Source organism: Klebsiella sp. S69, assembly GCF_016516145.1.
GTDB lineage: Bacteria > Pseudomonadota > Gammaproteobacteria > Enterobacterales > Enterobacteriaceae > Klebsiella > Klebsiella oxytoca.
This window is the reverse complement of the sequence record NZ_JACVUU010000037.1, coordinates 31,798-56,610: the sequence shown is the minus strand read 5'-3', so window position 1 is coordinate 56,610 and position 24,813 is coordinate 31,798. Positions and strand designations below refer to the sequence as shown.

Below are 24,813 nucleotides of genomic sequence, written 5' to 3'. Positions count from 1 at the left end.
ACGAACCGAGCGGTCGGAGGTTCGAATCCTCCCGGATGCACCATATTCTCCGACATAACAGCCACGCGGTTGTTTCACGGTCTGCGAGATGATCGCCAGCACCAGGGAGGATAACGTTGCTTTAGCAACGGCCCGCAGGGCGAACCGAGTGAGTCATGCTTCCGGATGCACCCTATTCTCTTCATAATAAATATTCTTCAGTTCCTCCTCTTTATCTCAAGCATGTTAAGCGCAATAATTCACCTTATTCTTCAGCACTTTTTTCATTGGCAACTCCCTCTTTCCACTATAATTTATTCCTGTATATCGATCTGATTTTGGGTGAGATAAGTGCAAGGAGAGAAATCCATGAAATGGTTCAAAGCAATAACCGCGTTTTGCGCGACGCTGCTGGTGGCCGTATCGCTGGTGGGCTGTGCCGGTTCGTCCACAAAGGAGAGTACCGGTGGTTACATTGACGATACCGTCATTACGACTAAAGTAAAAACCGCGCTCTTCAATGACAAAGAGATAAAGTCTTCAGAAATTAGCGTCCAGACCTTTAAAGGTCGCGTACAGCTCAGCGGCTTTGTCTCATCGGCCGATAGCGCTAAACGTGCGGTCGAAGTCACGAGAAAAGTGCAGGGTGTTCGCGTGGTTGAGAACGATTTAAGAATCAAATAATCGCAGCAGACTGCACTGTTATTAGCAAGGGCGCCACAGAGCGCCCTTGTTGCATCTACCGCTGGCAGCGACAAACCTGACCTTTTGCGTTACAGTAACACCTCCTTAACCGGTTGGTGAGAAGACGATGTACGAACGTTATGCAGGACTGATTTTTGATATGGATGGCACGATCCTCGATACCGAGCCGACGCATCGTAAGGCATGGGACGAGGTTCTGGGACGTTACGGCATGCGTTTCGATATGCAGGCCATGGTCGCGCTTAACGGATCTCCAACCTGGCGGATTGCTCAGGCCATTATTGAATTAAATCAGGCTGATTTAGATCCTCATCTTCTGGCGCAGGAAAAAACTGCCGCTGTGAAAGCGATGCTGCTTGATAGCGTCCGTCCTTTACCGCTTATTGAGGTGGTCAAAGAGTGGCACGGTCGTCGTCCGATGTCAGTCGGTACCGGCAGCGAGAGCGCCGTTGCTGAAGCGCTGCTGGCTCATCTGGGTCTGCGTCACTACTTCTCGGCGGTGGTTGCCGCGGATCATGTCGCCAACCATAAACCCGCACCTGATACTTTCTTACTTTGCGCAGAGCGCATGGGCGTTGCGGCGGAGAAGTGCGTGGTCTTTGAAGATGCGGACTTCGGGCTGCAGGCGGCGAAGCGCGCCGGAATGGATGCCGTGGACGTGCGATTGCTGTGAGCGACTCGCTGTCGCTGATATCGCTGTTTGCCAGTAGCTTTCTAAGCGCAACGCTGCTTCCCGGCAACTCGGAAGTGGTGTTGATCGCCATGCTGCTGGCGGGGGTTAGCCAGCCGTGGTTACTGGTTTTAATAGCAATAATCGGTAATAGCCTTGGAGGGGTAACTAACGTTATTCTGGGGCGCCTGTTTCCGCTGCGCAAGACATCGCGCTGGCAGGAGAAGGCGAGCGGCTGGCTGAGGCGTTACGGCGCGGTCACGCTATTATTAAGCTGGGCGCCTGTTATAGGCGATTTGCTGTGTTTACTGGCGGGATGGATGCGCATTTCCTGGGGACCAGTGCTCTTTTTTTTATGCCTTGGCAAAGCATTACGCTATATCGTCGTTGCGGCGATAACGCTTCAGGGCATGACGTGGTGGCACTAATTGGACTGATTGTTCAACCATTACAATTATGCTAATTCAAACGATTTCGACAGGCGGGAGGTCAAATTGATCCCGGACGTATCACAGGCGCTGGCCTGGCTGGAAAAAAATCCGCAGGCGCTGCAGGGTATTCAACGCGGTCTAGAGCGCGAAACGCTGCGCGTCAACGCTGATGGCACGCTGGCCACTACCGGCCATCCGGAAGCACTGGGTTCAGCGCTGACTCATAAATGGATTACCACCGATTTTGCCGAAGCTTTGCTGGAGTTTATTACGCCGGTTGATGGCGATATTCAGCATATGCTCACCTTCATGCGCGATGTTCATCGCTATACCGCGCGCCATATAGGCGACGAGCGAATGTGGCCGCTGAGCATGCCGTGCTATATCGCGCCCGGCCAGGATATTGAGCTGGCGCAGTACGGCAGCTCAAATATCGGCCGTCTGAAAACGCTGTATCGCGAAGGATTGAAGAATCGCTACGGCGCGCTTATGCAAACGATCTCCGGCGTGCACTATAACTTCTCTCTGCCGATGGCTTTCTGGCAGGCCAGGTGCGGCGTCGAGGATGCTGAAAGCGGGAAAGAGGCCATTTCTGCCGGCTATTTCCGATCTATTCGCAACTACTATCGTTTTGGGTGGGTCATCCCGTACCTGTTCGGCGCTTCCCCGGCTATTTGTTCGTCGTTCCTGCAAGGGAAGCCGACCACGCTGCCGTTTGAGAAAGCCGGCAACGGCATGTACTACCTGCCTTATGCGACCTCATTGCGCCTGAGCGACCTCGGCTATACCAATAAGTCGCAAAGCAATCTCGGAATTACGTTTAACGATCTGCATGAGTATGTGGCAGGATTGAAGCGGGCGATTAAAACGCCATCCGAAGAGTATGAGAATATCGGGCTGGAGAAAGACGGCAAGCGTCTGCAAATTAACAGCAACGTGCTGCAGATCGAAAACGAGCTGTACGCGCCGATTCGGCCGAAACGCGTGACCCGCAGCGGTGAAACGCCTTCCGACGCGCTGCTGCGCGGCGGCATTGAATATATCGAAGTCCGCTCCCTGGATATCAACCCGTTCTCACCGATTGGCGTTGACGAACAGCAGGTACGTTTCCTCGATCTGTTTATGGTCTGGTGCGTGCTGGCCGATGCGCCGGAAATGAGCAGCGACGAGCTGCTGTGCACGCGCACTAACTGGAATCGGGTGATTCTGGAAGGCCGCAAGCCGGGCCTGACGTTGGGTATTGGCTGCGAAACCGCCCAGTACCCGCTGGCTCAGGTCGGCAAAGATCTGTTCCGCGATTTACGCCGCGTGGCGCAAACGCTGGATAGCATCCACGGATGTCAGGCTTATCAGCAGGCCTGCGATGAGCTGGTCGCCTGCTTTGACAACCCGGAATTAACCTTCTCGGCGCGCGTTCTGCGTTCTATGCTTGAAGAGGGGATTGGCGGTACCGGCAGAGAGCTGGCCGATCGGTATCGGACGATGCTGCGCGAAGAGCCGCTGGAAATTTTAAGCGAAGCGGATTTTGCTGCCGAACGCGAAGCGTCGGTACAGCGTCAGAAGAAGGTGGAAGCGGCGGACAGCGAGTCGTTTGAAGCGCTACTGGCGAGGCATGCGTAGTTTTACGAGCCGTAAAAAAGAAAACGGCCACATCACTGTGGCCAAACTTTCATCTCTGATTCAGGGATGATGATGATAATAAATGCGCGTCTTTCATATACTCAGACTCGCTGCCTCAAAAAGAGTTCATTTTATTTTTAAAAAAATCACTATCGGAGGTGAAGAATGCCGTTGTTAGATAGTTTCACAGTCGACCATACCCGAATGGAAGCGCCTGCGGTGCGCGTGGCGAAGAAAATGAACACGCCTCACGGCGATGAAATCACCGTTTTCGATCTGCGATTCTGCGTACCAAACCAGGAAGTGATGCCGGAAAGAGGTATTCACACCCTTGAGCACCTGTTTGCCGGCTTTATGCGCGATCACCTGAACGGCAATGGTGTGGAAATTATCGACATCTCTCCGATGGGCTGCCGTACCGGGTTCTATATGAGCCTGATCGGTACGCCGGACGAGCAGCGCGTCGCGGATGCCTGGAAAGCGGCGATGGCCGACGTGCTGAAGGTGAAAGATCAGAACCAGATCCCGGAGCTGAACGTTTACCAGTGCGGAACCTACACCATGCACTCGCTGGAAGAAGCCCAGGAAATCGCTCGCCATATCATTGAGCGTGATGTCCGCGTCAACAGCAACGACGAGCTGGCGCTGCCGAAAGAAAAACTGCAAGAGCTGCACATCTAGTGCTATCGCTACGGCCCGGCGAACGCTGCCGGGCCGCAATTCATCAACGCCGCAATGTCGACAACTTTAACCCTCAACTTCCAGCATCGTTCACTGGTGCCCTTTGCCCATGATTATGCCCATGGCGATAGCGAACCCTGGCATCAGCACGATTGCGCTCAGCTGTTACATATCCTCAGCGGCGTAGTACGGGTGGAAACCGCGCAGGGTTATTGGGTTGTGCCGCCGGGGCGAGGCGTCTGGCTTCCCGCCGGTACGCCGCATACGCTACGGATTACCGGCGCGGCGGCTGCGCGAACCCTGTTTATCGATCCCCTTGCCCGCGCCGATCTCCCTTCAACCTGCCAGATAGTACAGATCACTCCGCTGCTGCGTGAACTGATTGTCGCGTCGCTGACGCTGGCGGAATCTTACGCGCCGGGCAGCCGCGATGAACGAATCTACGAACTGATCCTCGATGAGATTCGCGGTATGGCGGTGCTGCCGTTTGGCCTGCCGGAGCCGCAAAGCGAAGCGCTGCGCCGTTTATGCCAGAAGGTACGAGAAGCGCCAGGAGAGCCGTGGGGCAGCGCCGCGGCGGCGAAAGAGAGCAGCATGAGCGAGCGCACGCTGAATCGCCATTTTCAGCAGCAGACCACGCTCACCTGGAGCGAGTGGGTGCGCCGGGCGAAGCTGATGGAAGCGCTGGTTCGCCTGGCGCAGGGGCATTCGGTACTGCGGGTGGCGCTGGATCTCGGCTACGGCAGCCACAGCGCTTTTAGCGCCATGTTTCGCCGGGTGTTAGGCGTGACCCCCAGCGATTACTTCCGCTCGCCGGAGTGATGGTTTTCGCTCATCGCGTTGCACAGCGCCTGCAGCGAGGCGCGCGCCACATCGTTATCAATTCCGACCCCCCAACGGCTCTCGCCATTCGGGAAGATGCAGCGAATATAGGCCACTGAACGGCTGTCGCTGCGTTCACCCAGGGTGTGCTCATGATAATCTTTAATCACGAAGTTTTGCCTTAACAGGACGCTCAGCCCGGCGGCGGCGGCGGACAGCAGGCCGTTGCCGCGGCTCTGCAGTCGTCGCGTTTCACCGGCGATGCGCAGGGTAGCCTGCAGAGAAAGCTGGCCGTCCTGCTGGCTATCGCTTTGGTAATCCAGCAGCGCAAGCGGCGGCTGGGGGAGCAGTCCGTAGCGCGCGCGAAACAGCTGCCATAGCGCATTCTGGGTCATCTCTTTCCCGTGAGCGTCGGTTTCGTGCTGGACGTGCAGGCTAAAATCCTGCTGCAGCGCACGCGGAAGCTTGAGGCCATGATTCTGTTCAATCAGCCATGCGCTCCCGCTTTTGCCGGACTGGCTGTTAACGCGGATCACCGCCTCGTAGCTGCAGCCGATATCCTGCGGATCGATAGGCAGATAGGGCATTTCCCAGCGTTCGCCGGGCCGGCGGGCATCGAATCCCTTTTTAATGGCATCCTGATGCGAGCCGGAAAAGGCGGTGTAGGCCAGACTGCCCGCCCAGGGATGGCGCGGATGAACCGGGATCTGATTGCAGCTTTCGACGATTTCGACCACCCGCTTCATCCCGGAGAATTTGAGCCGGGGATCGACGCCCTGGCTGTAGAGATTCATCGCCAGCGTCACCAGGCAGACGTTACCGGTGCGCTCGCCGTTGCCGAACAGGCAGCCTTCGACGCGGTCGGCGCCTGCCATCACCGCCAGCTCCGCGCTGGCAACGCCGGTACCCCGATCGTTATGCGGATGGACGCTGATGCACACATCGGCACGGCGCGAAAAGTGACGGCAAAAATGCTCAATTTGATCGGCATATACGTTGGGCGTGCTCACTTCTACCGTCGCGGGCAGATTGATAATCATCGGCCGTTCGGCGCAGGGCTGCCAGATTTCCGCCACCGCCTCGCAAATCTCCAGCGCGAATTCCGGCTCGGTGAAGCAAAAGGTTTCCGGAGAGTACTCGTATTGCCAGCGGGTCAGCGGATGCTGCTCGCACTGCTGACGGATAAGCCGGGTCGCACGGGTCGCCAGGTCGATCACCTGCGCTTTGTCCATTCCAAAAACCAGCTCGCGAAACAGCGGCGCGGTGGCGTTATAGAGGTGTACGGTAGCGCAGTGGGCATCGCGCAGAGCGGCAAACGTACGCAGGATCAAATCTTCCCGCGCCTGGGTCAGCACCTGAATCGTCACATCCTGCGGAATGCGCCGTTCTTCAATCAGTTGACGTACAAAGTTGAAGTCGGTTTGTGAGGCGGAGGGAAAGGCGACCTCAATCTCTTTAAAACCACACTCCAGCAGTAAATCCCAGAACTGCAGCTTGCGCGCGCTATCCATCGGCTCGGCCAGCGCCTGGTTGCCGTCGCGCAGATCGGTAGAGAGCCAGCGCGGGGCGCGGGTTATTTGCTGCTCTGGCCAGCGGCGGTCAGGCAGGGCGATCGGCGGATAGGGGCGGTATTTTTCACCGGGTTGAGTCAGCATGATTTTCTCCTTCTTAGCGGATCTTCATCGTGCATGAGGTGGGCAAAAGCGATCTCCAGCAAACCGGACATCGACTAGCGCAAACTGGACAATCTGCGTTTTGGGCAATAAAAAAGGGATCCGCAGATCCCTTCAGGGTAAATCTTAATGCGCGCCGCCGCCGCCGCCCCCGGCGCTAAACGGCGGTCTGGCAAACCATACCAGCCCGAGCAGAAGGATAAACACCGCCGCCGAGAACCAGAAAATTTCGTTGGCGGAGATAATCAGCCCCTGGTTGGTAATCTGCTGCGCTATCCAGCCGGATGCCTGCTGTTGCGTCATTCCTAATCCCTGCAGCTGGTCGTACATCTGCTGGGCGTTGGGATTGTATGGCGTCACCGATTCGGTAAGCTGCGCATGGTGCAGCGCCTCGCGGTTCGTCCACATGGTGGTGGTAATCGAGGTGCCGATAGACCCCGCCAGCGTACGCGTGAAGTTCGACAGGCTCGACGCCGCCGCCAGCCTTTCCGGCGGCAGGCCGGACAGGGTGATGGTGGTCAACGGCATAAAGAAGCAGGCCACCGCGAAGCCCTGGATAAACTGCGGCCACGCCGAGGCGCCAAAGTCCATTCCCGGTTCGAAGGTCCATGCGCGCCAGTAGAAACAGACCGCGTACATGATAAAGCTAAAGGTGACCAGCCGACGCATATCCAGCTTATGCGCAAAGCGGCCGATAATCGGCGACAGGATAACCGGGATCACCCCGACCGGCGCCGAAGCCAGACCGGCCCAGGTCGCGGTATAGCCGTATACCTCCTGCAATAGCTGCGGCAACAGCACGATAGCGCCGAAGTAGAGCATATAGGCGAGGCTGATGCACAGGCAGCCGATGGTAAAGTTTCGCGACTTGAAGAGCGACAGATCGACGATGGGGTTGTCGTCGGTTAGCTCCCAGACGATCAGGAAACTTATCGCCACCACCGCGACAATCGTCAGGATGATGATCTCGTTGGAGGCGAACCAGTCCAGCTCTTTACCCCGGTCGAGCATTACCTGCAGGCTACCGATACCGATAATCAGCAGCGCCAGGCCCACGCCGTCGATCCGCCGCTGTTCGGTGCGGGTTTCCCGGTTGCGCAGCGTTTGCAGCGTCATCACCACCACGGCGATGCCAATCGGCACGTTGATGAAGAAGATCCAGCCCCAGTGGTAGTTGTCGCTGATATAGCCGCCGAGAATCGGGCCGCAAATCGGCGCGACGATCACCGTCATTGACCACAGCGCCAGCGCGATTGACCGCTTGGCGGGCGGGTAGTTGCTGAGCAGCAGACTTTGCGACAGCGGGATCAGCGGACCGGCGACGATCCCCTGTATCACGCGGAAGAAAATCAGCATCGTCAGGCTGTTGGAGACGCCGCAGGCCCAGGAGGCGATAGCGAACGCCACCGTCGACCAGAGGAATAGCTTCACTTCGCCAACGCGCTTTGCCAGCCAGCCGGTAATCGGAATGGAGATAGCGTTCGCCACCCCAAACGAGGTGATAACCCAGGTCCCCTGGCTCAACGATGAGCCAAGGTTACCGGCGATGGTGGGGATGGCCACGTTGGCGATGGTGGAGTCCAGCACCTGCATAAAGGTCGCGAGCGACAGCGCAATGGTCATAATGACCAGCTGCGCGCCTTCCAGCGGTTTTTGCTGTTGCATTACGCTCACCCCGAATTATCCGGCGTTGGCCTGGATGATGTCGTTTATCAGCTTATTGACCGGCTCAAGGCCGATTTCACGGGCATTGCTTTCGTAAACCGGAGCGCTACGTACCTGGCTTGCCAGCATCTCGCCGCCGCGGTCGGTGGTGTTCACTTCAACCAGCGTCGAAAGGCCGATGCGCAGCGGGTGCTCTGCCAGCTGTTTTTCATCCAGCTCGATACGTACCGGCAGGCGCTGAACCACTTTGATCCAGTTGCCGGTAGCGTTCTGCGCAGGCAGCAGCGAGAAGGCGCTCCCGGTCCCCATGTCGAGACCGACGACTTTACCGGTGTATTTCACATCATCACCATAAATGTCGCTGATCACGGTGGCAGGCTGACCAATACGCATGTGCGCCAGCTGCGTTTCTTTGAAGTTGGCGTCAATCCACAGGTTGGTCGCCGGAACGACGGCCATCAGCGGGGTAGTGGTGGTGATTTGCGCGCCGGGCTGAACGGAACGGCGAGAAACGTAGCCGCTAATTGGGCTGACGATCTTCGTCCGCTGCAGGGCCAGCCAGGCGTTACGCACTTCGGTGGCCGCTTGCAGGACCGCAGGCTGTTGTTCCAGCTTCGTGCCCAGAACGATCGCCTGGTTGGCGTTGTATTGCTGAATCGCCACGTCCAGTTCGGCCTGCGCGCTGGCAACCGTGTCGCGCGCATGCTGCAGCTCTTCGCGGCCAATCAGGTTGGCCGCGCCCAGCGGAATACGACGGTTAAGGTCGGTTTGCGCCTGGGAAAGCGCGGTTTTTTTCACTTCGATGCTGGCCTGCAGCTGCTTGCTGTTGATCATCTGCTGGCGCGTTTGACGTACGCTGGAGGCCAGCTGGGTTTGCGCTTTTTCAAACGCCTGCTGGGCATCGGTCTGGTCGAGGGTGACCAGCGGATCGCCTTTTTGCACGTAGTCGGTGTTGTCGGCCCAGACTTTCGTCACGCTGCCGGACACCTGGGCCATAATCTGTACCTGATTCCCTGCCACGTACGCGTCGTCAGTCTCTTCGTAGTGACGCAGTACCAAAAACCAATAAATCCCGTATGCCACGGCAACAATAATAAAGAGCAAGGTCAGCAGCAGGAGGGCGCCTTTACGCTTCCCTTTTTTGCTGCCCGGTTGCTGCGGGGTTTGGCTCTCCGCATTTGCGCTCATGTTATTCTCCACGATCTTATTATTTCACATCGGCTGAGCCGACCTGTTTATCAGAAAGGCCAGCAGAAAGATCTGCTGGCCTGTCCGTTTTCCTTGTCAATCCAGAAAAATTGGTGAGCGGTTGGTTCCGCGCTTAGCGCAGAGACTCCGCAAGCACGCCATCCTCTTCCATTTGGTCAAGGCGACCAAGCAGCTTACGGGTGATGTGCTCAAGCTGATCCTTTTCGCTGGTGCTTAAAGAGGACCAGAGCTGATGCAGGCAGTTGTGCTGCGGCGGTAAGACTTCGCGCAGGAACTGATGCCCTTTTTCGGTAAGCTGTAGATGCAGGCAGCGACGATCGTTATCGCTTTCGCGGCGCTCGATCCAGCCGCGTTTTTCCAGCTCGTCGGCAATGCGCGTGGCGTTGGTTCGCGAAGAGCCCAGCGCGCAGCTCAGCTCGGAAGGCTGAATGCTGTGGTTTTCCTGAGACTCAAGCGTGATCAGCGCCATAAACAATGTCTCGTTAATCCCTTGCGCTTTCAGCATCTTGTTACGGTTTTCCAGCAGTTTTCCCTGCATATGCATGCAAAGACGAGTAAGCAGAATTTCCTGAAAAGGGAAGTCTTCGTGACGGCTGGCGCGGAACTTGAGCATTTGCTCAATGGGAGTAAACGAACTATCCATTTTGGTTATGACCTCATTAATTACAGCCGATATAATAACTATTGTGACAAATAAATCAAATCAATTATTGACAAAAACTTATACTTTAAGCTTATAGCCATACGCTGATTTTCCAGACAACACCGTAGGTTAGCGCGCTCAAAAGCGTAGGCGTAATTATGCTGCGTGTTTTCCAAAACGCCAGGCCCAACGCGGCGAAGCCTGCTAATGTGGGCAGCAGGCGGCGGGCGTCATGGAGGATTTCCGGCACGCTGGAGACAACCAGCAGCGCGCAAATGGAGGCGATGCCGATGGTATCGAGCAGGACGCTGACCGGGCCGCGGCGAGTCGGACGCGCGTTTCCGGCGCGCAGGCGCAGCGGCAGATAGCGAAAGAGATAGTTCACGCAGCCGACCACGACGCCGAGAATGAAGACATCACTGTTCATCGGGCATCCCCTGAATGCTGGCCTGCACCAGAGCGGTCAGGCAGCCGCAGACAATCCCGGCAAGGATCGCCGCGGGTATGGAAAACAGAATCATGCCAGCCAGCGCGCCTGCCAGCGCGGCGGTAACGCTCAGCGACTGCTTGCGCTGGAATGAGGCGAGTAAAAAGCTCATAAACAGCGCCGGCAGCATAAAGCCCAGCGCCGCTTCCACTGCCGGAAAGTTAGTCAGCAGGCCGCTGCCCGAATAAGCGCCGATCAGCGTGCCGAAGACCCATGACGCCCAGGACATAAAAGCGATGCCGATCATCCAGTTATCGCTCCAGCGTCGATTGTCGCGGACAAGCTTAGCGGTGGCAGCGGCAAATACTTCATCGGTCAGGCCGAATGCCCAGAGCGCGGTTTTTTTCTTGCTCATCGCGCGCTGAATGCGGCTGCGCAGGGACGGGCCGTACAGCACATGGCGAACGTCCATCGCCATGACGGTGAGCGCGGCGACCCATAGCGAGCTTCCTGCGGCCAGCATGGCGGTGATCACGAACTGGCTGGCGCCGGCGTAAATAATGCAGGAGAAGAACAGGCTTTCCAGCGGAGTAAAGCCAAGCTTAGTGGCGTTGAGACCGAAGGCGAAGGCGACGGGAATATAGCTGATGACGATCGGCAGGCTGTCCTTAATGCCTTCAGCCAGCGTCGCCTCGTCAGCGGGGGGAGTGTGCATCAATGCGTCAGGGTTTTCCATAGGAGTTGCTTATTAATAACTCACGTGAAAATCACATGATTAATCAGGTGGATTTACCTTAGCAGAGAGCGGCGCGGCTTAACAGTAACGAAAACGTTGATGGCTAAAGTTATGCAGTTTATTTGCATATCAATCCATCATTTAGAACAGGAGATGTCGTGTTGTGCAGGAGGCCGTCTTCCCCGGGGGCGACGCAAAGCGCCTTGCCCGGGCTACGGGTTTTGTAGCCCGGACAGATGCGTAGTATCGCCTCCGGGAATTGGCTATAAATTGGGAGACTATTTCTGCGCGGCCAGCGCTTCTTCCACCCAGCCGTCAAACTGCTGCTGGTGGGCTTTGATCCAGCCATCGACGTGCCCCTGGATATCTGCCTCAGAACCATGTCCCGCGTGCATCATGGCATTTTCGGCGTTGATATCGGCAATCGGCAGCTTCATGATGCTGAACAGTTTCGCCGCCGCCGGGTTTTTCTCGGCCCAGGCTTTGTTGGCGACAATATGCATTGTGTTCACCGGGAAGCCATAGTTCATGCCGTTTGGCAGTTTGGTATCAATATCTTTCTGTTCGCCCGGCAGGGAAGAGAACGGCACCTGCAGCCAGACGACATCTTTACCCGGCTTCAGCACGTCGCTGACCCAGTAAGGCGTCCAGGTGTAGTAGATCACCGGTTTGCCCTCCTTATAGCGGGCGATGGTATCGGCCATCATCGCCGCATAGTTGCCCTGATTGTGCACTACCGTATTGCTCAGGCCGTAGGCATCAAGCTGATGGTTGATGACCGCTTCACAGCCCCAGCCTGGCGTACAGCCGGTCAGATCGGCTTTGCCGTCGCCGTTGGTGTCAAAAAGTTTGGCGATTTTCGGATCTTTTAGCTGGTCGATAGATTTGATGTGGTACTGCTCGGCCGTTTTCTTATCAATCAGGTAGCCCTGCGCCGCCCCATTCACAAACACGCCTTCGCGGTAGAATTTTTTATCACCGCCGGCGGCAGCGTACATATCGTCATGCAGCGGCTGCCAGTTGGTGGCGATGTAGGTGGTATCACCTGCGGCGATCGAGGTGTAGGCGACGTTATAGTCCACTTCGCTCGGCTTATCGACGGTATAGCCGAGCTTTTCCAGCGCGCGGCTGACCAGCAGGGTCTGGAAGGTCTCTTCCGAAATTGTGCTCTGTGCTGGTTTTACGGTAATGCCTTTACCAGGCAGATCCGCCGCGAAGGCGGTGGTCGAAATGAGGGCGGTAAACGCTGTGGCAAGGATCGCTGTATGTCGCATCGTTGTTCCTTTATTTGTCAGAAGGGAAGTCCATCCCCCCGGCAGCGGGGGGATGTGCTCTTATTTACAGAAAGGGCGAGTAATCAGCCCCAGAGGGCCGGTTGCGTACCAGCGGCGGTTGCCGCGGCTGCGCGAGTCCCGTCCTACGGCCTGAGTCAGACGGTCAAGAATAATGGCGAGGATAACAATCCCGACGCCGCCAACGGTGGCCAGACCCATATCAAGGCGACCGATGCCGCGTAGTACCATCTGGCCAAGACCGCCAACGGCAATCATTGAGGCAATCACCACCATCGACAGGGCCAGCATTAGCGTCTGGTTAACCCCGGCCATAATGGTCGGCATGGCCAGCGGCAGCTGAACCTTAAACAGCATCTGACGCGGGCTGGCGCCGAAGGAGCGCGAAGCTTCAATCAGATCCGCCGGCACCTGGTTAATCCCCAGAATAGTCAGACGAACAATCGGCGGTAGGGCGAAGATAATGGTCACTACCACGCCCGGAACGTTACCGATACCGAACAGCATGACGATGGGCACGAGATAAACGAACGCCGGGGTGGTTTGCATCGCATCCAACAGCGGACGGATAATCTTCGCCGCCCGCGGGCTCCGCGCCAGCCATATCCCAAGCGGCAGGCCGATCAGCATACAAAACAGCAGCGCGGTCAGCACCAGCGCCAGGGTTACCATCGCCTGCGACCAGGCGCCGATAGCGCCGATGGCGATCAGCGAAATCAGCGTCGCCGCGCCCATGCCGATGCTGGAAATCTGCCAGGCAATCAGCGAGAAAATAATAATCGCCACCGGCGCCGGCATGCCCAGCAGCAGCTGCTGGAAGGCGCTCAGGATGTAATCCACCGGTACGCGGATCCCCTGGAAAATCGGACGGAAATGCATCACTACCCAGTCGATGCCGTGCGTGACCCAGTTATCGAGCGGAATCAGCGTTTTATGGAACGGATCCATTATATTGAAGTGTTCCGGCTGCGGCGCAGGCGCGCTGCTTAGCCAGTCGGCACCGCCGCCATCGGCCGGTGCTGGCGTAGAAGTGCCCCACGCATCGGCGGATTGCGCGGCGCTATCCGCCGCCGGTGCGGTGTCCCACGGGTTAGATTGATCAGCCATTGTTTGCCCCCTCGCGATCTAAAGCCTGCAGCAGCATGCGTTTTGAAATGATGCCGATGTACTGGTGCCCTTCATCGACAACCGGCACCGCGCACGGTGCATGGCCGACGTGAGAGAGCAGCTCGCTGAGCGGCGTTTGCGCATCCACCGCCTGTGGGGAGTCGATTAACGCCGCATCAATTCCCTGACCCTCGCTCAGCGCGGCTTTCAGGGAATCGATGGAAACAATGCCAACAAACTTATTCCCGCGTTCAATGACGTAGCCATATTCGCGGTCTTCATCCTGCAGTAATTTCAGCGCGGAACGCGGGCCGAAACCTGGCGTTTTACGAATCAGGCCAACCGGACTACGGCGGGCAATATCTTTGGCACTGAATACCTGGCTAATATCGACGCCGCGGAAGAAGGTTCGAACATAATCATTGGCAGGATTATTGAGTATTTCATCCGGCGTACCGACCTGAACCACTTCACCATTTTGCATAATGGCAATGCGATCGCCAATTCGCATGGCTTCATCAAGGTCGTGGGAAATAAATACCACGGTGCGCTGATGTCTGGCCTGTAATTTAGTTAGCTCATCCTGCATTTCCGTACGAATTAAGGGATCGAGCGCCGAGAAGGCTTCATCCATTAACAGAATATCGGGGTTGATCGCCAGCGCGCGGGCGAGACCAACGCGCTGACGCATGCCGCCGGAGAGCTCGTCCGGCCAGGCGTGAGCGTAGTTTTCCAGACCTACCTGACGCAGCGCCTCCAGCGCTTTCTCCTGGCGTTCCTGAGTCGGCACGCCGGCCAGCTCCATGCCGAAAGCGGCATTATCCAGTACGGTCATGTGCGGCATAAGGGCAAATGATTGAAAAACCATTGCAATCTTTTTCCTGCGCACTTCGCGAAGCTCGGCCTCAGAGATTTTAGCGATATCGACACCGTCGATCAGAACCTGGCCGCGGGTGGGTTCAATCAGGCGATTGAGAAGGCGAACCATGGTCGATTTCCCCGATCCGGAGAGCCCCATGATGACGAATATCTCGCCTTCTTCAATGGTCAGACTGGCGTTCTTTACGCCAAGCGACAACCCCGTCTTTTCCAGTATTTGTTCTTTCGATAGTCCTTTTTCGATATATTTGAAAGCCCGCTGCGGGTGCTCGCCAAATATCTTATAGAGATTCTTGATTTCTAATTTAATTGCCATGCAATAGAGCGTTTCCTGTTATTTATTAATATCGATATGGTACCCGGTGGTGATAATTGCTTTTTTACACCCTAACATACTGAGAATCTGTGACAACCCTTTATGGCGAATTACTGCGGGAATGCACAAGGGACAATTCCGGTACATCCCCCGTGATATAAGGGCTGAGCGGGAATTGCTCATGGTTGATATTTTTTAGTTATGTTAGCTTAATTCGTGCGGAAACCGATGGCATTCTGTTGAATATGACGCAGTGATGACCGAAAGATATTGAGTGGGATGAAAATGAATAATGTGAAATAAATCACCAGGAAATATGCAGATATATTCCTGGTGAAAGTAAGGCTAAAAGTCCCAATCGCTGTCGACGGTTTCTTCCGCTTTTCCCATGACATACGACGAACCCGAGCCGGAGAAGAAGTCGTGGTTTTCGTCGGCATTTGGCGAAAGCGCAGCGAGGATCGCAGGGTTGACGGCAGCCATTTCCGCCGGGAACAGCGCCTTGTAGCCGAGATTCATCAGCGCCTTGTTGGCGTTATAGCACAGGAAGGCGTTAACCTCTTCAACCCAGCCGCTATCGCCATACAGCTCGCGGGTATAGGCCAGCTCGTTGTCATACAGATCCATCAGCAGATCGAGGGCGAAGTTTTTCATCTCTTCACGCTTCTCGGCGCTGACTATTTCCAGCCCTTTCTGGAATTTGTAGCCAATGTAATAACCGTGTACCGCTTCATCGCGGATGATCAGGCGAATCAGATCGGCGGTGTTGGTCATTTTCCCCCGGCTGGAGAAGTACATCGGCAGCCAGAAGCCGGAATAGAAAAGGAATGATTCGAGAAAAACGCTGGCGATTTTTTTCTTCAGCGGTTCATCAGCCTGGTAGTACTCCAGCATCAGCTGCGCTTTACGCTGCAGCGGCGCGTTTTGTTCGCTCCAGGCGTAAGCGGCATCGACGTCTTTAGTCTGGCAGAGAGTAGAGAAAATGGAGCTGTAGGAGCGAGCGTGTACCGCCTCCATAAAGCTGACGTTCGACAGTACCGCCTCCTCGTGCGGGGTGAGAGCGTCGGCCATCAGCGCCGGGGCGCCAACGGTATTCTGGATGGTATCAAGCAGCGTCAGGCCGGTGAAGACGCGGATTGTCAGCTGCTGCTCCGCCGGGGAAAGCGTTTGCCAGGCGGGGATATCGTTAGACAGCGGCACCTTCTCCGGTAGCCAGAAGTTGCTGGTCAGCCGATTCCAGACCTCCAGATCCTTATCGTCTTCAATTTTGTTCCAGTTGATGGCGCTGACGCGCGATAAATGGGTCATCCTGTTCTCCTTACAGCGCGCAGGACACGCAGCCTTCGATTTCGGTACCTTCCAGCGCCAGCTGGCGCAGACGGATGTAATAGAGCGTTTTGATGCCTTTCTTCCACGCGTAAATTTGCGCTTTATTGATATCGCGCGTGGTCGCGGTATCGGGGAAGAACAGAGTCAGCGACAGCCCCTGATCGACATGACGCGTCGCCTCGGCGTAGGTGTCGATGATCTTCTGCGGGCCGATTTCGTAAGCATCCTGATACAGCGCCAGGTTGTCGTTGGTCATAAACGGCGCCGGATAATAGACGCGTCCGGTTTTCCCCTCCTTGCGGATCTCTATCTTCGACACGATCGGATGGATGCTGGAGGTCGCGTGGTTGATGTACGAAATAGACCCGGTGGGCGGCACCGCCTGCAGGTTGCGGTTATAGATGCCGTAGCGCATCACGTCATCGCGCAGCTGCCGCCACATATCGCGGTCGGGCAAGGTAATCGCGGAGCGGGCAAACAGCGCGCGGACTTTTGCCGTTTTCGGCTGCCAGTCGCCTTCCAGGTAGGGCCGGAAATAGTCGCCGCTGGCGTACCGCGACTGCTCGAATCCGGCAAAACGGGTCCCTCTTTCACGTGCTATCAGCATTGAAGTGCGCAGCGCGTGCCAGGTAATGGTATAGAAATAGAAATTGGTGAAATCCAGCCCTTCCTCGCTACCGTAGGCGATGCCCTCGCGCGCCAGATAGCCATGCAGATTCATCTGTCCGAGGCCGATGGCGTGTGAAGCGGCATTGCCCGCCGCGACCGACGGCACCGAACGGATATCGCTCATATCGGACACCGCCGTCAGACCGCGCACGGCAACTTCGACCGTGCGGGCAAAGTCGGGAGAGTCCATGGTGTGGGCGATATTCAGCGAGCCGAGGTTGCAAGAGATATCCTGGCCGATGCTGGCGTAATCCAGGTTTTCATCAAAGGTGGAAGGCGCATTGACCTGCAGGATCTCCGAACACAGGTTGCTCATATTGATGCGCCCGGCAATTGGGTTCGCGCGGTTAACCGTGTCTTCAAACATGATGTACGGGTAGCCGGATTCAAATTGAATTTCCGCCAGCCGCTGGAACAGATCGCGGGCGCGGATCCAGCGCTTGCATACCCGCTCGTCGGCCACCAGTTGCGCATACATTTCGCTTACCGCGATATCGCCGAACGGTTTACCGTACAGACGTTCGACGTCGTAGGGCGAGAACAGCGCCATCTGCGCGTCTTCCTTCGCTAGCTGAAAGGTAATATCCGGAATGACGACCCCGAGCGAGAGCGTTTTTATGCGGATTTTTTCATCGGCATTCTCGCGTTTGGTATCGAGGAAACGCAGGATATCGGGATGATGGGCATGCAGATAGACCGCGCCGGCCCCCTGACGCGCGCCGAGCTGGTTGGCATAGGAGAAGGCATCTTCGAGCATTTTCATCACCGGTACGACGCCGGAGGACTGATTTTCGATACGCTTGATCGGCGCCCCGGCTTCGCGAAGATTAGAGAGCAGAAACGCCACGCCGCCACCGCGTTTCGATAGCTGTAGCGCCGAATTCACCGCCCGGCCAATCGATTCCATATTATCTTCGATACGCAGCAGGAAACAGGAGACCAATTCGCCGCGCTGCTGTTTACCGGCGTTGAGGAACGTCGGCGTAGCGGGCTGGAAACGCCCGGAGAGGATCTCATCGGTTAGCTGGTGGGCCAGCGCCTCGTTACCCTGCGCCAGGCTCAGGGCCACCATGCAGGTGCGGTCGGCAAAGCCTTCAAGGTAGCGCTTACCATCAAAGGTTTTCAGCGCGTAGCTGGTATAAAACTTCCATGCGCCGAGAAAGGTCTGGAAGCAAAAACCGCCGTTTTGCGCATAGGTAAACAGCTCAAGAATAAACTGGCGATCGTAGCGCGCCAGGACCCTGGCATCGTAATAGCCTTCGGCGACCAGCCACGTCAGCTTGTCGTCCTGGCTGGCGAAGGGCACGGTATTCGGCTCAACGTGGTTGGCCATAAACGCCGCCACTGCCTGGCGATCTTTGTCAAACGGGATGCGACCATTGCTGTCGTAGAGATTCAGCATCGCGTTGAGGGCATGGAAATCCGGCGCCTCGGTGGTTATACGTTCTGCGGTTGTCGTTGCCAAAATTCGCTTACTCCTTTACGCACGTTGTCGACATCTTGCGGGGTGCCCATCAGCTCAAAGCGATAGAGGTACGGTACGCCGCATTTCTGCTTGATGACGTCACCCGCCCGACCGTAGGCCTCCCCGAAATTGCGGTTGCCCGCAGCGATGACGCCGCGAATGAGCTGGCGGTTATGCGGATCGTTGAGAAAACGGATCGCCTGGCGGGGTACTGCGCCCGCCGTGCCGCCGCCGCCATAGCTGGGGACGATAAGAATGTAGGGTTCGTCTACCTGAATGCGCTCGCGTTCGTTAAGCGGTATACGCACGGCGGGCAGCCCCAGACGCTGGACGAACCGATGCGTGTTTTCGGAACTGCTGGAGAAGTAGACGATCAGGCTCATAGGCTGGCCGCTGAGGCTGTTGGACGCAGGCGGTTAATCATATCGGGACGGAAGCCGGACCAGCGGGTCTCCCCGGCAATCACCACCGGTAGCTGGCGGAAGCCTTGCTCGCGCAGCATATCGACGGCTTCGGGATGATGGTCAATATTGACCATGTCGAACTCAAACCCGCGGGTTTCCATGGCCCGTTTCGTGGCATGGCATTGCACGCAGTCATTTTTAGTGTAAATAGTAATGCGCATGATTCGTATTTCCATTTAAGATAACAGCACGACGCAAAAACTGGCGTCGCGTGCTATGGGTTATCGTTGAAGGAAATACTAGATGTAGTTATTTAAAAGTTCAACAACTCAATATATATGGTTTTTGTAAAGACTGGCCCCCGAGGAAAGATCCGCCGGGGGACGGGATTTCTTACCGAAAAATTACAGACGCATGCTTACCGCCAGGCGGTTAAAGGCGTTCATCAGGCTGATGGCGAAAGTCAGATCGCTAATCTGCCGGGCGTTAAAATGATCGAGGAGCGGTAGATAAACAGCGTCTTCCGCATGGCTTTCGGCGATATGGGTGACCGATTCAGCCCACGCCAGCGCCGCGCGTTCCGCATCGCTGAAATGGGCGCTCACCCGCCAGCCTGCCAGGGCGTCCAGTTTGTTTTGCGCCACGCCGGATTGACGCAGGGCTTTGCTGTGCATCTCCAGGCAGAAGGCGCAGCCGTTGATTTGCGATACCCGCAAATACACCAGTTCTATCAGCGCGCCGTCCAGCTCGCTTTTTTCCAGCGTAATCTTGGCCTTAACCAGAGCGTTATAGACTTCCGGGCTCAGTTCATTGTACGGCTGACGTAGTGTGTTCATTTTACTCTCCTCATTAAGACGCGAGGAAAATAGCACTATAATGGACTGCATAAGATAGCCATATTGTGATGAAAAAAGCAGACCATGATGGATGCCAAAAAAATCCCGCATTACCAGCGTATCGCCCGACAGCTCAAGCAGGCAATTGAGCGCGGCGAGCTGGCGCCGGGCAGCAGGCTGCCGGCGAGTCGGGTCTATGCTCAGGAGCTTGGCGTATCGCGAGCAACGATTGAAAACGCCTGGGGAGAGCTGGTAGCGCAGGGCTGGCTGGAGCGGCGCGGGCAGGCGGGAACCTTTGTCAGCGATCGCCTCAGCCCACCGCAAAGCGTGCCTGAACGCTCTGTTACCGGCGATGAACCGACGGCGCCGCTGCCGCTTCAGCTTGGGCTGCCCGGGCTGGATCTATTTCCGCGCGGTCTGTGGACGCGGATCATGGGGCGCCGGCTGCGTACGCAAACGCGTTTCGATCTCGCGCCCGGCGATCCCTGCGGGGACCCGATGCTTCGGCAGGCGATCGTCGATTATTTGCGCCTGTCGCGCAGTATAGAGTGTCGTCCTGAGCAGGTGCTGGTGACGGGTAGCTACGCGGCGTCGATGAGCCTCATTCTGCGAACCCTGTCCCGGCCGGGCCAGCAAATGTGGATGGAGGATCCGGGATTTCCGCTTATCCGGCCGATCGTGAGCGGCGAAGGGGTGGCGATCTGCCCGGTTCCGGTTGACGAAGACGGAATGGATATTGGCTGGGCGCAGCGGCATTACCCAAACGCGAATTTTGCGCTGTTGACGCCGGCTCATCAAAGCCCGCTCGGCGTTGCGCTCTCATTGACCCGGCGCAGACAGCTCCTGCTATGGGCGGCGCAGAATAACGCGTGGATTATCGAAGATGATTACGATAGCGAATTCCGCTATCGCGGCAAGCCGCTGCCGCCGCTAAAAAGCCTCGACGCCCCGCAGCGCGTCATCTACGCCGGTGCGTTCAGTAAAACGTTTTTCCCGGCATTACGCGCAGCGTGGCTGGTGGTGCCGGAACCGCTGGTGGCGCAGTTTCGCCAACAGGCGGCGCTGATGAGCTGTAGCGTGCCGACGTTGTGGCAGCAGACGCTGGCTGATTTTATCCGCGAAGGCCATTTCTGGCGCCATCTGAAGAAAATGCGCGCCAGCTATGCTCAACGTCGTCAGTGGCTTGAATCGGCGCTGCGGGAGCACGGTATCGCGGTGGTTCCGCAAGCGGGCGGCATTCAGATGGTCGTCAGGGTAAGCGGCGACGATCGTCAACTGGCCCTGCGCGGCAGACAGGCCGGTCTGGCCATCCAGGCGTTAAGCGACTGGCGAATGGATAGTCGGGGAGAAGGGGCGCTACTGATGAGCTTCACCAATTTAACCTCAGCGGAGATGGCGGGCGAGGTGGTACGAAAGCTGACTCGGGCTCTCGCTTCTCAGGACAAATAAAAACCCCTGCATACCGGAGTAGGCAGGGGTGGACGCGTATTTGTTATCTTCATTGGTCTGGCAGTTTTATTATCGACGTAAATTCAACAATACGCCAATAAATACCCCAACGGCTGCTGCAGCGCCAACGCTTTGCCACGGTTTGTCGCGCACGTAGCTGTCAGCGCAGCCCATGGCGTCGCATGCCGCCTGCTGTACGCGGTTGTTGCCGTTAAGGCGCGCGCGGGTCTCTTTCAGCAGCGCCTGCGCTTTTTTACGCGCGGCATCCGCTTCGTCTTTGGCGTCGCTGCCCCATGATTTCAGCACCTCTTCCAGCGTATCCGCTAATTGGCTGACATCGTTATGGATATCTTCAGCGCTCTCTTCTACGTTGTTGCGGTTTGCTCGGTTGGCCATTGGTTTCTCCCTTTATTCCATTGAGTCTATAAGTGTAGGACAAGATTTTGCTTTATGCTGTAAATCGCCCTTTATGGAATATTCCGAAAGCGTTGGCTTTAATGAATAAGGTAAGGTTAACGTGCGGTAAAAGATAATGAGGAATTAGTATGTATTTAAGACCCGATGAGGTGGCGCGAGTTCTTGAAAAAGCCGGCTTCACCATGGATGTTGTGACGCAAAAAGCCTATGGCTATCGCCGTGGCGATAATTATGTTTACGTGAACCGTGAAGCTCGTATGGGGCGTACCGCGTTAATTATTCATCCGGCTTTAAAAGAACGCAGCACTACGCTTGCGGAGCCCGCGTCGGATATCAAAACCTGCGATCATTACGAGCAATTTCCGCTGTATTTAGCGGGAGACGCTCAGCAGCATTATGGTATTCCACACGGGTTCAGTTCGCGCATGGCGCTTGAGCGTTTTCTGAGTGGCCTGTTTGGCGAAGCGCAATACAGCTGACAAAAAGCGGCTGGCGGAACCAGTCGCTTTTTCGCATTAACTCAGGCTTTGGCCTGCTGGTAGGGACTGACGCGGAAAAGGCGTCGGCAGTAGTCGAGGAAGTAGCCGTACGCTGCGCCCATCATCATCGACACCACGATATTTGAACTTACCGCCGCGGCAATCTGATGCCAGTCAGCGCCGACAACCAGCAAAATCGCCACGTAGACCGGCGACTGGAAAGTCACATAGGCCACCACATCCGCAATGTTCTTCATCCAGCCTGATGTGCTGACGCGGCGCGCCTGGCGCATCGCAAAATCGCGATAAAAACCGTAGGGGACGGCAATAATAATGTTCACCGGAATCGCCACCAGTCTTGAAGATAACGACTGCTCGAAGCTCATTCCGGAGAGAAAGATTTCGATCATCATGTTCACAACGGTGCAGTAAACCACCATCGCAAAGGTGTCTGCTACCGCATGACGCAAGCGGGACTGCGCAGAGAACATCGGTGTGCTCCTCGAAAATGAAGTCGATAATGCCAAAAGATTCGCTTTTGTTTAGCGTTTTGGGTTGCCTGTTTTGATGTGCGTAGAGTATATCTCTGCATTAAAAGTGGCAACTAGCTATAAATTTTTATTTAAAGGCTTTTTGTCGATAAAATACTCTGCAACTGGCTGTTTTTTGTTTATTACGCTACTTTTGTTGTCATTGCTTCATTTTTTATTATTTATCAATGATTTGATTTTATTACGCGCAGAATGGACGATACCTCTGGCAATGGGTAACAGCGTCGTTTCGCGACAGAATCGGGTTCTGATGTGAACGGGGTCACTTTTGGAGTTTTTTACGTATCAAAGAGCATAAAACCAGCATGATATGCTGTATAACTCTCTGGGTGGCTATTCATAACTCATGCATGAATATTCCGTACAGACGCCTGCCGCATTTTGCCTGGCTAAGCGGAATATTCTGATAACACGCTGAGCCTACAGGTATTACATCAAAGAAGGGCCGCTATTCATATTGCGCTATCTTTCAGCGCTTATTCATTGCTAATAATTACCCTGTTATCGGTTTGTTTATCATATTTGTTGTCGCTAAGTGAGGATGGATATACAGAATTATCCAGGGCTGGAAATAAATAATCGAATCAATTAAACTATTGCCGTCACTTTTGTTTTATTTGCTATTTGGGAATTTTTTGAAATATATGTCATTACTATTAGAGAAACTGAATAATATTCGTTCACTCCGCGCCATGTCTCGTGAATTCTCCATTGACGTGCTTGAAGATATGCTGGCAAAGCTAAGGACCGTCACTGAAGAAAAACGCGCTGAAGAGCAGGCTGCTCAGGCACAGCAGGCGGAATATCAGGAAAAAATAAACACCTGGCTGGAATTAATGACCGCTGACGGTATCACCCCAGAGGAATTAGTGGGCCACGCGACCGCGACTTCAAAAGGCGGCAAAAAGCGCCAGCCGCGTCCGGCTAAATATCGTTTTACCGATCATACCGGCGCCGAGAAAACCTGGACCGGGCAGGGACGTATGCCGAAGCCGCTCGCTAAAGCCGTCGCTGAGGGTAAATCCCTTGAGAGCTTCCTGATCTAATATTCAGAACGGTGGGGAAACCCACCGTTATTTTTACCCGGCTTAATCAGCACACGCCAAAATCGCCGTCTTCTTTATAAGCCGTTACCTCGGTTGCTTTCAGCGTATATTTCTCCCCCTGCTCGTTACCGGCCTGAACGGCAATAATGCTGTCGCCCTGGACTTCAACGACTTTGAGTTTTGGTCCGCCTGCGCGCGGCTGTACCAGGTCACCGACTGTAAACATACTTCTTCTCCTGTGTGCTGATAAAAATCATCGCTGACAATAACCATAGCTCAGCAAAAGCGTTATCAACAGCTGACCGAAAGAGGTAGAGGTCAACGACGATTCCAGGGCATCAGCGCCAAAAGCCGCGCCATGCCGCAAAAGCCGGTGATACCGGCGAAGGCGAGTCCGGCGCCGACGAATGCGCTAAGCAAAAAAAAGCCGCTGTTAACCGTATAACCTAAAGCGACGCCAAGCAAAATCAGGACGCCTGCGGCGATTTGAACCTGACGCATCAGCGGTAGCGGCTGTGATTTATCCTCTTCCACCGGCAGACCTGCCGCTTTCCAGGTCTGTATTCCACCAGCCAGCAGCCTGGCCTGCGCCGGCGCGGCGGAGGCGGCCAGACGGGCGGCGTTATTCTGAGTGCGCGAACCTGCCTGACAGTGAAAAACAATCGTCTCCTCGGGGCAGGCGTGCAGCGCTGCGCCTTTGTTCAAGGTTTCCAGTGGGACGAGTTGTGCGCCGGGAATATGCTCACGGGCGTATTCATCGGCATCGCGGATATCGACCAGCCGGGCGCCTCTGTCGATGAGCGCCCGGGCTTCGGCGGGAGAAAGTGTAGCGATAGTCATAGACGCTCCTTAAGGACAGTAAATTGACTTTAGCGCGGTGACGATTTGCTGCACCGCTGGCCGGGTAATGAAGTAGTGGATCCGCTGCGCCTGACGCTCGCAGCCGATCAGCCCTTCATCGCGCATTCGCGCCAGATGTTGAGATGTGGCGGAGGGGCTTAATCCGGTGATCCGCGCCAGCTCGCCGGCGCTGGTGCCTGGCGAATCGCACAGCATGCACAGAATCAAAAGCCTGCTGGGATGGCTCATGGCTTTCAGCAGCGCGGCGGCTTCGCCCGCGCTGGCCTGTAGCTGTTCTGGTGTATTCATTTATTTTAGTCTTTTCTAAATTTAGTAAATACTAAAATAAAAAAGCGCATTACGCCAGTCATGAATATTGTGAGGCTAAATAGCCTGGCTGAATCCACGACGATTTATTTCAGCCTGTGGCGTCGGTAGCGCGCAGCTTGTCTGGCAGGGCGTCGGGCGACGAT

Annotated in this window: 28 protein-coding genes; 9 read left to right on the top strand and 19 right to left on the bottom strand. The window is 55.8% G+C overall.

Annotated elements, in window-relative coordinates:
* The first annotated feature begins 348 nt into the window (after window positions 1–348).
* From IAE27_RS27820 to IAE27_RS27795, 6 genes are all read left to right on the top strand, one after another.
* Window positions 349–663 (top strand): BON domain-containing protein, encoded by a 315-nt coding sequence (locus tag IAE27_RS27820; RefSeq protein WP_105890645.1) that lies wholly within the window; start codon window positions 349–351, stop codon window positions 661–663.
* Between the two features lie 127 nt (window positions 664–790).
* Window positions 791–1,357, top strand: coding sequence for a fructose-1-phosphate/6-phosphogluconate phosphatase (yqaB, locus tag IAE27_RS27815; RefSeq protein ID WP_004104801.1), 567 nt, complete (start codon window positions 791–793; stop codon window positions 1,355–1,357).
* On the top strand, window positions 1,354–1,782 hold the full coding sequence (locus IAE27_RS27810) for a YqaA family protein (RefSeq protein ID WP_064397948.1): 429 nt from the start codon (window positions 1,354–1,356) through the stop codon (window positions 1,780–1,782). The genes yqaB and IAE27_RS27810 overlap by 4 nt, the downstream gene beginning before the upstream one ends.
* 66 nt (window positions 1,783–1,848) lie before the next feature.
* On the top strand, window positions 1,849–3,405 hold the full coding sequence (gshA, locus tag IAE27_RS27805; RefSeq protein ID WP_023321489.1) for a glutamate--cysteine ligase: 1,557 nt from the start codon (window positions 1,849–1,851) through the stop codon (window positions 3,403–3,405).
* Between the two features lie 165 nt (window positions 3,406–3,570).
* On the top strand, window positions 3,571–4,086 hold the full coding sequence (luxS, locus tag IAE27_RS27800; RefSeq protein WP_004104795.1) for an S-ribosylhomocysteine lyase: 516 nt from the start codon (window positions 3,571–3,573) through the stop codon (window positions 4,084–4,086).
* A gap of 54 nt (window positions 4,087–4,140) precedes the next feature.
* The gene (locus IAE27_RS27795; protein WP_004104793.1) at window positions 4,141–4,908 is read left to right on the top strand and encodes an AraC family transcriptional regulator; all 768 of its coding nucleotides are present in this window, start codon (window positions 4,141–4,143) and stop codon (window positions 4,906–4,908) included.
* Here IAE27_RS27795 and leuA read toward each other — a convergent pair.
* The 14 genes from leuA to IAE27_RS27725 form a co-directional block, all read right to left on the bottom strand.
* Window positions 4,887–6,563: a 2-isopropylmalate synthase gene (leuA, locus tag IAE27_RS27790; RefSeq protein ID WP_070556392.1), complete on the bottom strand. Its 1,677-nt coding sequence runs from the start codon at window positions 6,561–6,563 to the stop codon at window positions 4,887–4,889. The genes IAE27_RS27795 and leuA overlap by 22 nt on opposite strands.
* 144 nt (window positions 6,564–6,707) lie before the next feature.
* Window positions 6,708–8,246: a multidrug efflux MFS transporter permease subunit EmrB gene (gene emrB, locus IAE27_RS27785; RefSeq protein WP_004104788.1), complete on the bottom strand. Its 1,539-nt coding sequence runs from the start codon at window positions 8,244–8,246 to the stop codon at window positions 6,708–6,710.
* 15 nt (window positions 8,247–8,261) lie between these two features.
* Complete coding sequence (gene emrA / locus IAE27_RS27780; protein ID WP_064372453.1) at window positions 8,262–9,434, bottom strand: multidrug efflux MFS transporter periplasmic adaptor subunit EmrA; 1,173 nt, start codon at window positions 9,432–9,434, stop codon at window positions 8,262–8,264.
* Window positions 9,435–9,567: 133 nt separating this feature from the next.
* Entirely contained in the window at window positions 9,568–10,098 is a 531-nt protein-coding gene (gene mprA, locus IAE27_RS27775; protein ID WP_004104785.1) for a transcriptional repressor MprA, read from the bottom strand.
* A gap of 91 nt (window positions 10,099–10,189) precedes the next feature.
* Window positions 10,190–10,525 carry an L-valine transporter subunit YgaH gene (ygaH, locus tag IAE27_RS27770; protein WP_004114708.1) on the bottom strand — a complete coding sequence of 112 codons (336 nt, stop codon included), beginning with the start codon at window positions 10,523–10,525 and terminating at the stop codon, window positions 10,190–10,192.
* Complete coding sequence (locus tag IAE27_RS27765; RefSeq protein ID WP_004104780.1) at window positions 10,515–11,261, bottom strand: AzlC family ABC transporter permease; 747 nt, start codon at window positions 11,259–11,261, stop codon at window positions 10,515–10,517. Before IAE27_RS27765 ends, ygaH begins: the two co-directional genes overlap by 11 nt.
* Before the next feature lie 278 nt (window positions 11,262–11,539).
* Entirely contained in the window at window positions 11,540–12,535 is a 996-nt protein-coding gene (gene proX, locus IAE27_RS27760; protein WP_004114704.1) for a glycine betaine/L-proline ABC transporter substrate-binding protein ProX, read from the bottom strand.
* Window positions 12,536–12,595: 60 nt separating this feature from the next.
* Window positions 12,596–13,660, bottom strand: a complete 1,065-nt coding sequence (gene proW / locus IAE27_RS27755; protein ID WP_070556395.1) for a glycine betaine/L-proline ABC transporter permease ProW — start codon at window positions 13,658–13,660, stop codon at window positions 12,596–12,598.
* Window positions 13,653–14,855, bottom strand: coding sequence for a glycine betaine/L-proline ABC transporter ATP-binding protein ProV (proV, locus tag IAE27_RS27750; RefSeq protein ID WP_004104775.1), 1,203 nt, complete (start codon window positions 14,853–14,855; stop codon window positions 13,653–13,655). Before proV ends, proW begins: the two co-directional genes overlap by 8 nt.
* Window positions 14,856–15,200: 345 nt before the next feature.
* A complete protein-coding gene (nrdF, locus tag IAE27_RS27745) occupies window positions 15,201–16,163 on the bottom strand; it encodes a class 1b ribonucleoside-diphosphate reductase subunit beta (protein ID WP_200093231.1) in 963 nt (320 codons plus the stop codon).
* Between the two features lie 10 nt (window positions 16,164–16,173).
* A complete protein-coding gene (gene nrdE / locus IAE27_RS27740) occupies window positions 16,174–18,318 on the bottom strand; it encodes a class 1b ribonucleoside-diphosphate reductase subunit alpha (protein WP_004104771.1) in 2,145 nt (714 codons plus the stop codon).
* The gene (gene nrdI, locus IAE27_RS27735; protein ID WP_004104769.1) at window positions 18,291–18,701 is read right to left on the bottom strand and encodes a class Ib ribonucleoside-diphosphate reductase assembly flavoprotein NrdI; all 411 of its coding nucleotides are present in this window, start codon (window positions 18,699–18,701) and stop codon (window positions 18,291–18,293) included. Before nrdI ends, nrdE begins: the two co-directional genes overlap by 28 nt.
* Window positions 18,698–18,943, bottom strand: a complete 246-nt coding sequence (gene nrdH, locus IAE27_RS27730; RefSeq protein WP_004104766.1) for a glutaredoxin-like protein NrdH — start codon at window positions 18,941–18,943, stop codon at window positions 18,698–18,700. Before nrdH ends, nrdI begins: the two co-directional genes overlap by 4 nt.
* 183 nt (window positions 18,944–19,126) lie before the next feature.
* Window positions 19,127–19,558 (bottom strand): carboxymuconolactone decarboxylase family protein, encoded by a 432-nt coding sequence (locus tag IAE27_RS27725; RefSeq protein ID WP_004104764.1) that lies wholly within the window; start codon window positions 19,556–19,558, stop codon window positions 19,127–19,129.
* Between the two features lie 87 nt (window positions 19,559–19,645).
* Between IAE27_RS27725 and IAE27_RS27720 the strand changes: the two genes are divergently transcribed.
* A complete protein-coding gene (locus tag IAE27_RS27720) occupies window positions 19,646–21,007 on the top strand; it encodes a PLP-dependent aminotransferase family protein (protein WP_181879932.1) in 1,362 nt (453 codons plus the stop codon).
* A gap of 69 nt (window positions 21,008–21,076) precedes the next feature.
* Here the strand turns inward: IAE27_RS27720 and IAE27_RS27715 are convergent, their stop codons facing one another.
* The gene (locus IAE27_RS27715) at window positions 21,077–21,403 is read right to left on the bottom strand and encodes a DUF883 family protein (RefSeq protein ID WP_004104759.1); all 327 of its coding nucleotides are present in this window, start codon (window positions 21,401–21,403) and stop codon (window positions 21,077–21,079) included.
* Between the two features lie 149 nt (window positions 21,404–21,552).
* On the opposite strand from IAE27_RS27715, the gene IAE27_RS27710 reads away from it, so the two are divergent.
* On the top strand, window positions 21,553–21,903 hold the full coding sequence (locus IAE27_RS27710) for a DUF2002 family protein (protein WP_004104757.1): 351 nt from the start codon (window positions 21,553–21,555) through the stop codon (window positions 21,901–21,903).
* Between the two features lie 41 nt (window positions 21,904–21,944).
* On the opposite strand, the gene alaE is transcribed toward IAE27_RS27710, so the two are convergent.
* The gene (gene alaE / locus IAE27_RS27705; protein ID WP_004104747.1) at window positions 21,945–22,394 is read right to left on the bottom strand and encodes an L-alanine exporter AlaE; all 450 of its coding nucleotides are present in this window, start codon (window positions 22,392–22,394) and stop codon (window positions 21,945–21,947) included.
* 704 nt (window positions 22,395–23,098) lie between these two features.
* Between alaE and stpA the strand changes: the two genes are divergently transcribed.
* Window positions 23,099–23,500: a DNA-binding protein StpA gene (gene stpA, locus IAE27_RS27700; protein ID WP_004104745.1), complete on the top strand. Its 402-nt coding sequence runs from the start codon at window positions 23,099–23,101 to the stop codon at window positions 23,498–23,500.
* 46 nt (window positions 23,501–23,546) lie between these two features.
* Here stpA and IAE27_RS27695 read toward each other — a convergent pair whose 3' ends face one another.
* The 3 genes from IAE27_RS27695 to IAE27_RS27685 form a co-directional block, all read right to left on the bottom strand.
* Entirely contained in the window at window positions 23,547–23,726 is a 180-nt protein-coding gene (locus IAE27_RS27695) for a hypothetical protein (protein WP_004104744.1), read from the bottom strand.
* 92 nt (window positions 23,727–23,818) lie between these two features.
* Window positions 23,819–24,340 (bottom strand): rhodanese family protein, encoded by a 522-nt coding sequence (locus IAE27_RS27690; RefSeq protein ID WP_154022867.1) that lies wholly within the window; start codon window positions 24,338–24,340, stop codon window positions 23,819–23,821.
* A 9-nt stretch (window positions 24,341–24,349) separates the two neighbouring features.
* Complete coding sequence (locus tag IAE27_RS27685) at window positions 24,350–24,649, bottom strand: ArsR/SmtB family transcription factor (protein ID WP_004104742.1); 300 nt, start codon at window positions 24,647–24,649, stop codon at window positions 24,350–24,352.
* Between the last annotated feature and the right edge of the window lie 164 nt (window positions 24,650–24,813).

Excerpts from the sequence above, each read along its gene's own strand:
- ygaH (WP_004114708.1), bottom strand. The coding sequence starts at position 10,525 with ATGAACAGTGATGTCTTCATTCTCGGCGTCGTGGTCGGCTGCGTGAAC.
- IAE27_RS27690 (WP_154022867.1), bottom strand. The coding sequence starts at position 24,340 with ATGACTATCGCTACACTTTCTCCCGCCGAAGCCCGGGCGCTCATCGAC.
- nrdF (WP_200093231.1), bottom strand. The coding sequence starts at position 16,163 with ATGACCCATTTATCGCGCGTCAGCGCCATCAACTGGAACAAAATTGAA.
- proW (WP_070556395.1), bottom strand. The coding sequence starts at position 13,660 with ATGGCTGATCAATCTAACCCGTGGGACACCGCACCGGCGGCGGATAGC.
- IAE27_RS27725 (WP_004104764.1), bottom strand. The coding sequence starts at position 19,558 with ATGAACACACTACGTCAGCCGTACAATGAACTGAGCCCGGAAGTCTAT.
- nrdI (WP_004104769.1), bottom strand. The coding sequence starts at position 18,701 with ATGAGCCTGATCGTCTACTTCTCCAGCAGTTCCGAAAACACGCATCGG.
- proV (WP_004104775.1), bottom strand. The coding sequence starts at position 14,855 with ATGGCAATTAAATTAGAAATCAAGAATCTCTATAAGATATTTGGCGAG.
- luxS (WP_004104795.1), top strand. The coding sequence starts at position 3,571 with ATGCCGTTGTTAGATAGTTTCACAGTCGACCATACCCGAATGGAAGCG.
- IAE27_RS27820 (WP_105890645.1), top strand. The coding sequence starts at position 349 with ATGAAATGGTTCAAAGCAATAACCGCGTTTTGCGCGACGCTGCTGGTG.
- leuA (WP_070556392.1), bottom strand. The coding sequence starts at position 6,563 with ATGCTGACTCAACCCGGTGAAAAATACCGCCCCTATCCGCCGATCGCC.
- IAE27_RS27720 (WP_181879932.1), top strand. The coding sequence starts at position 19,646 with ATGGATGCCAAAAAAATCCCGCATTACCAGCGTATCGCCCGACAGCTC.
- IAE27_RS27795 (WP_004104793.1), top strand. The coding sequence starts at position 4,141 with ATGTCGACAACTTTAACCCTCAACTTCCAGCATCGTTCACTGGTGCCC.
- proX (WP_004114704.1), bottom strand. The coding sequence starts at position 12,535 with ATGCGACATACAGCGATCCTTGCCACAGCGTTTACCGCCCTCATTTCG.
- mprA (WP_004104785.1), bottom strand. The coding sequence starts at position 10,098 with ATGGATAGTTCGTTTACTCCCATTGAGCAAATGCTCAAGTTCCGCGCC.
- IAE27_RS27765 (WP_004104780.1), bottom strand. The coding sequence starts at position 11,261 with ATGGAAAACCCTGACGCATTGATGCACACTCCCCCCGCTGACGAGGCG.
- stpA (WP_004104745.1), top strand. The coding sequence starts at position 23,099 with ATGTCATTACTATTAGAGAAACTGAATAATATTCGTTCACTCCGCGCC.
- alaE (WP_004104747.1), bottom strand. The coding sequence starts at position 22,394 with ATGTTCTCTGCGCAGTCCCGCTTGCGTCATGCGGTAGCAGACACCTTT.
- IAE27_RS27715 (WP_004104759.1), bottom strand. The coding sequence starts at position 21,403 with ATGGCCAACCGAGCAAACCGCAACAACGTAGAAGAGAGCGCTGAAGAT.
- IAE27_RS27710 (WP_004104757.1), top strand. The coding sequence starts at position 21,553 with ATGTATTTAAGACCCGATGAGGTGGCGCGAGTTCTTGAAAAAGCCGGC.
- nrdH (WP_004104766.1), bottom strand. The coding sequence starts at position 18,943 with ATGCGCATTACTATTTACACTAAAAATGACTGCGTGCAATGCCATGCC.
- yqaB (WP_004104801.1), top strand. The coding sequence starts at position 791 with ATGTACGAACGTTATGCAGGACTGATTTTTGATATGGATGGCACGATC.
- IAE27_RS27685 (WP_004104742.1), bottom strand. The coding sequence starts at position 24,649 with ATGAATACACCAGAACAGCTACAGGCCAGCGCGGGCGAAGCCGCCGCG.
- emrB (WP_004104788.1), bottom strand. The coding sequence starts at position 8,246 with ATGCAACAGCAAAAACCGCTGGAAGGCGCGCAGCTGGTCATTATGACC.
- emrA (WP_064372453.1), bottom strand. The coding sequence starts at position 9,434 with ATGAGCGCAAATGCGGAGAGCCAAACCCCGCAGCAACCGGGCAGCAAA.
- IAE27_RS27695 (WP_004104744.1), bottom strand. The coding sequence starts at position 23,726 with ATGTTTACAGTCGGTGACCTGGTACAGCCGCGCGCAGGCGGACCAAAA.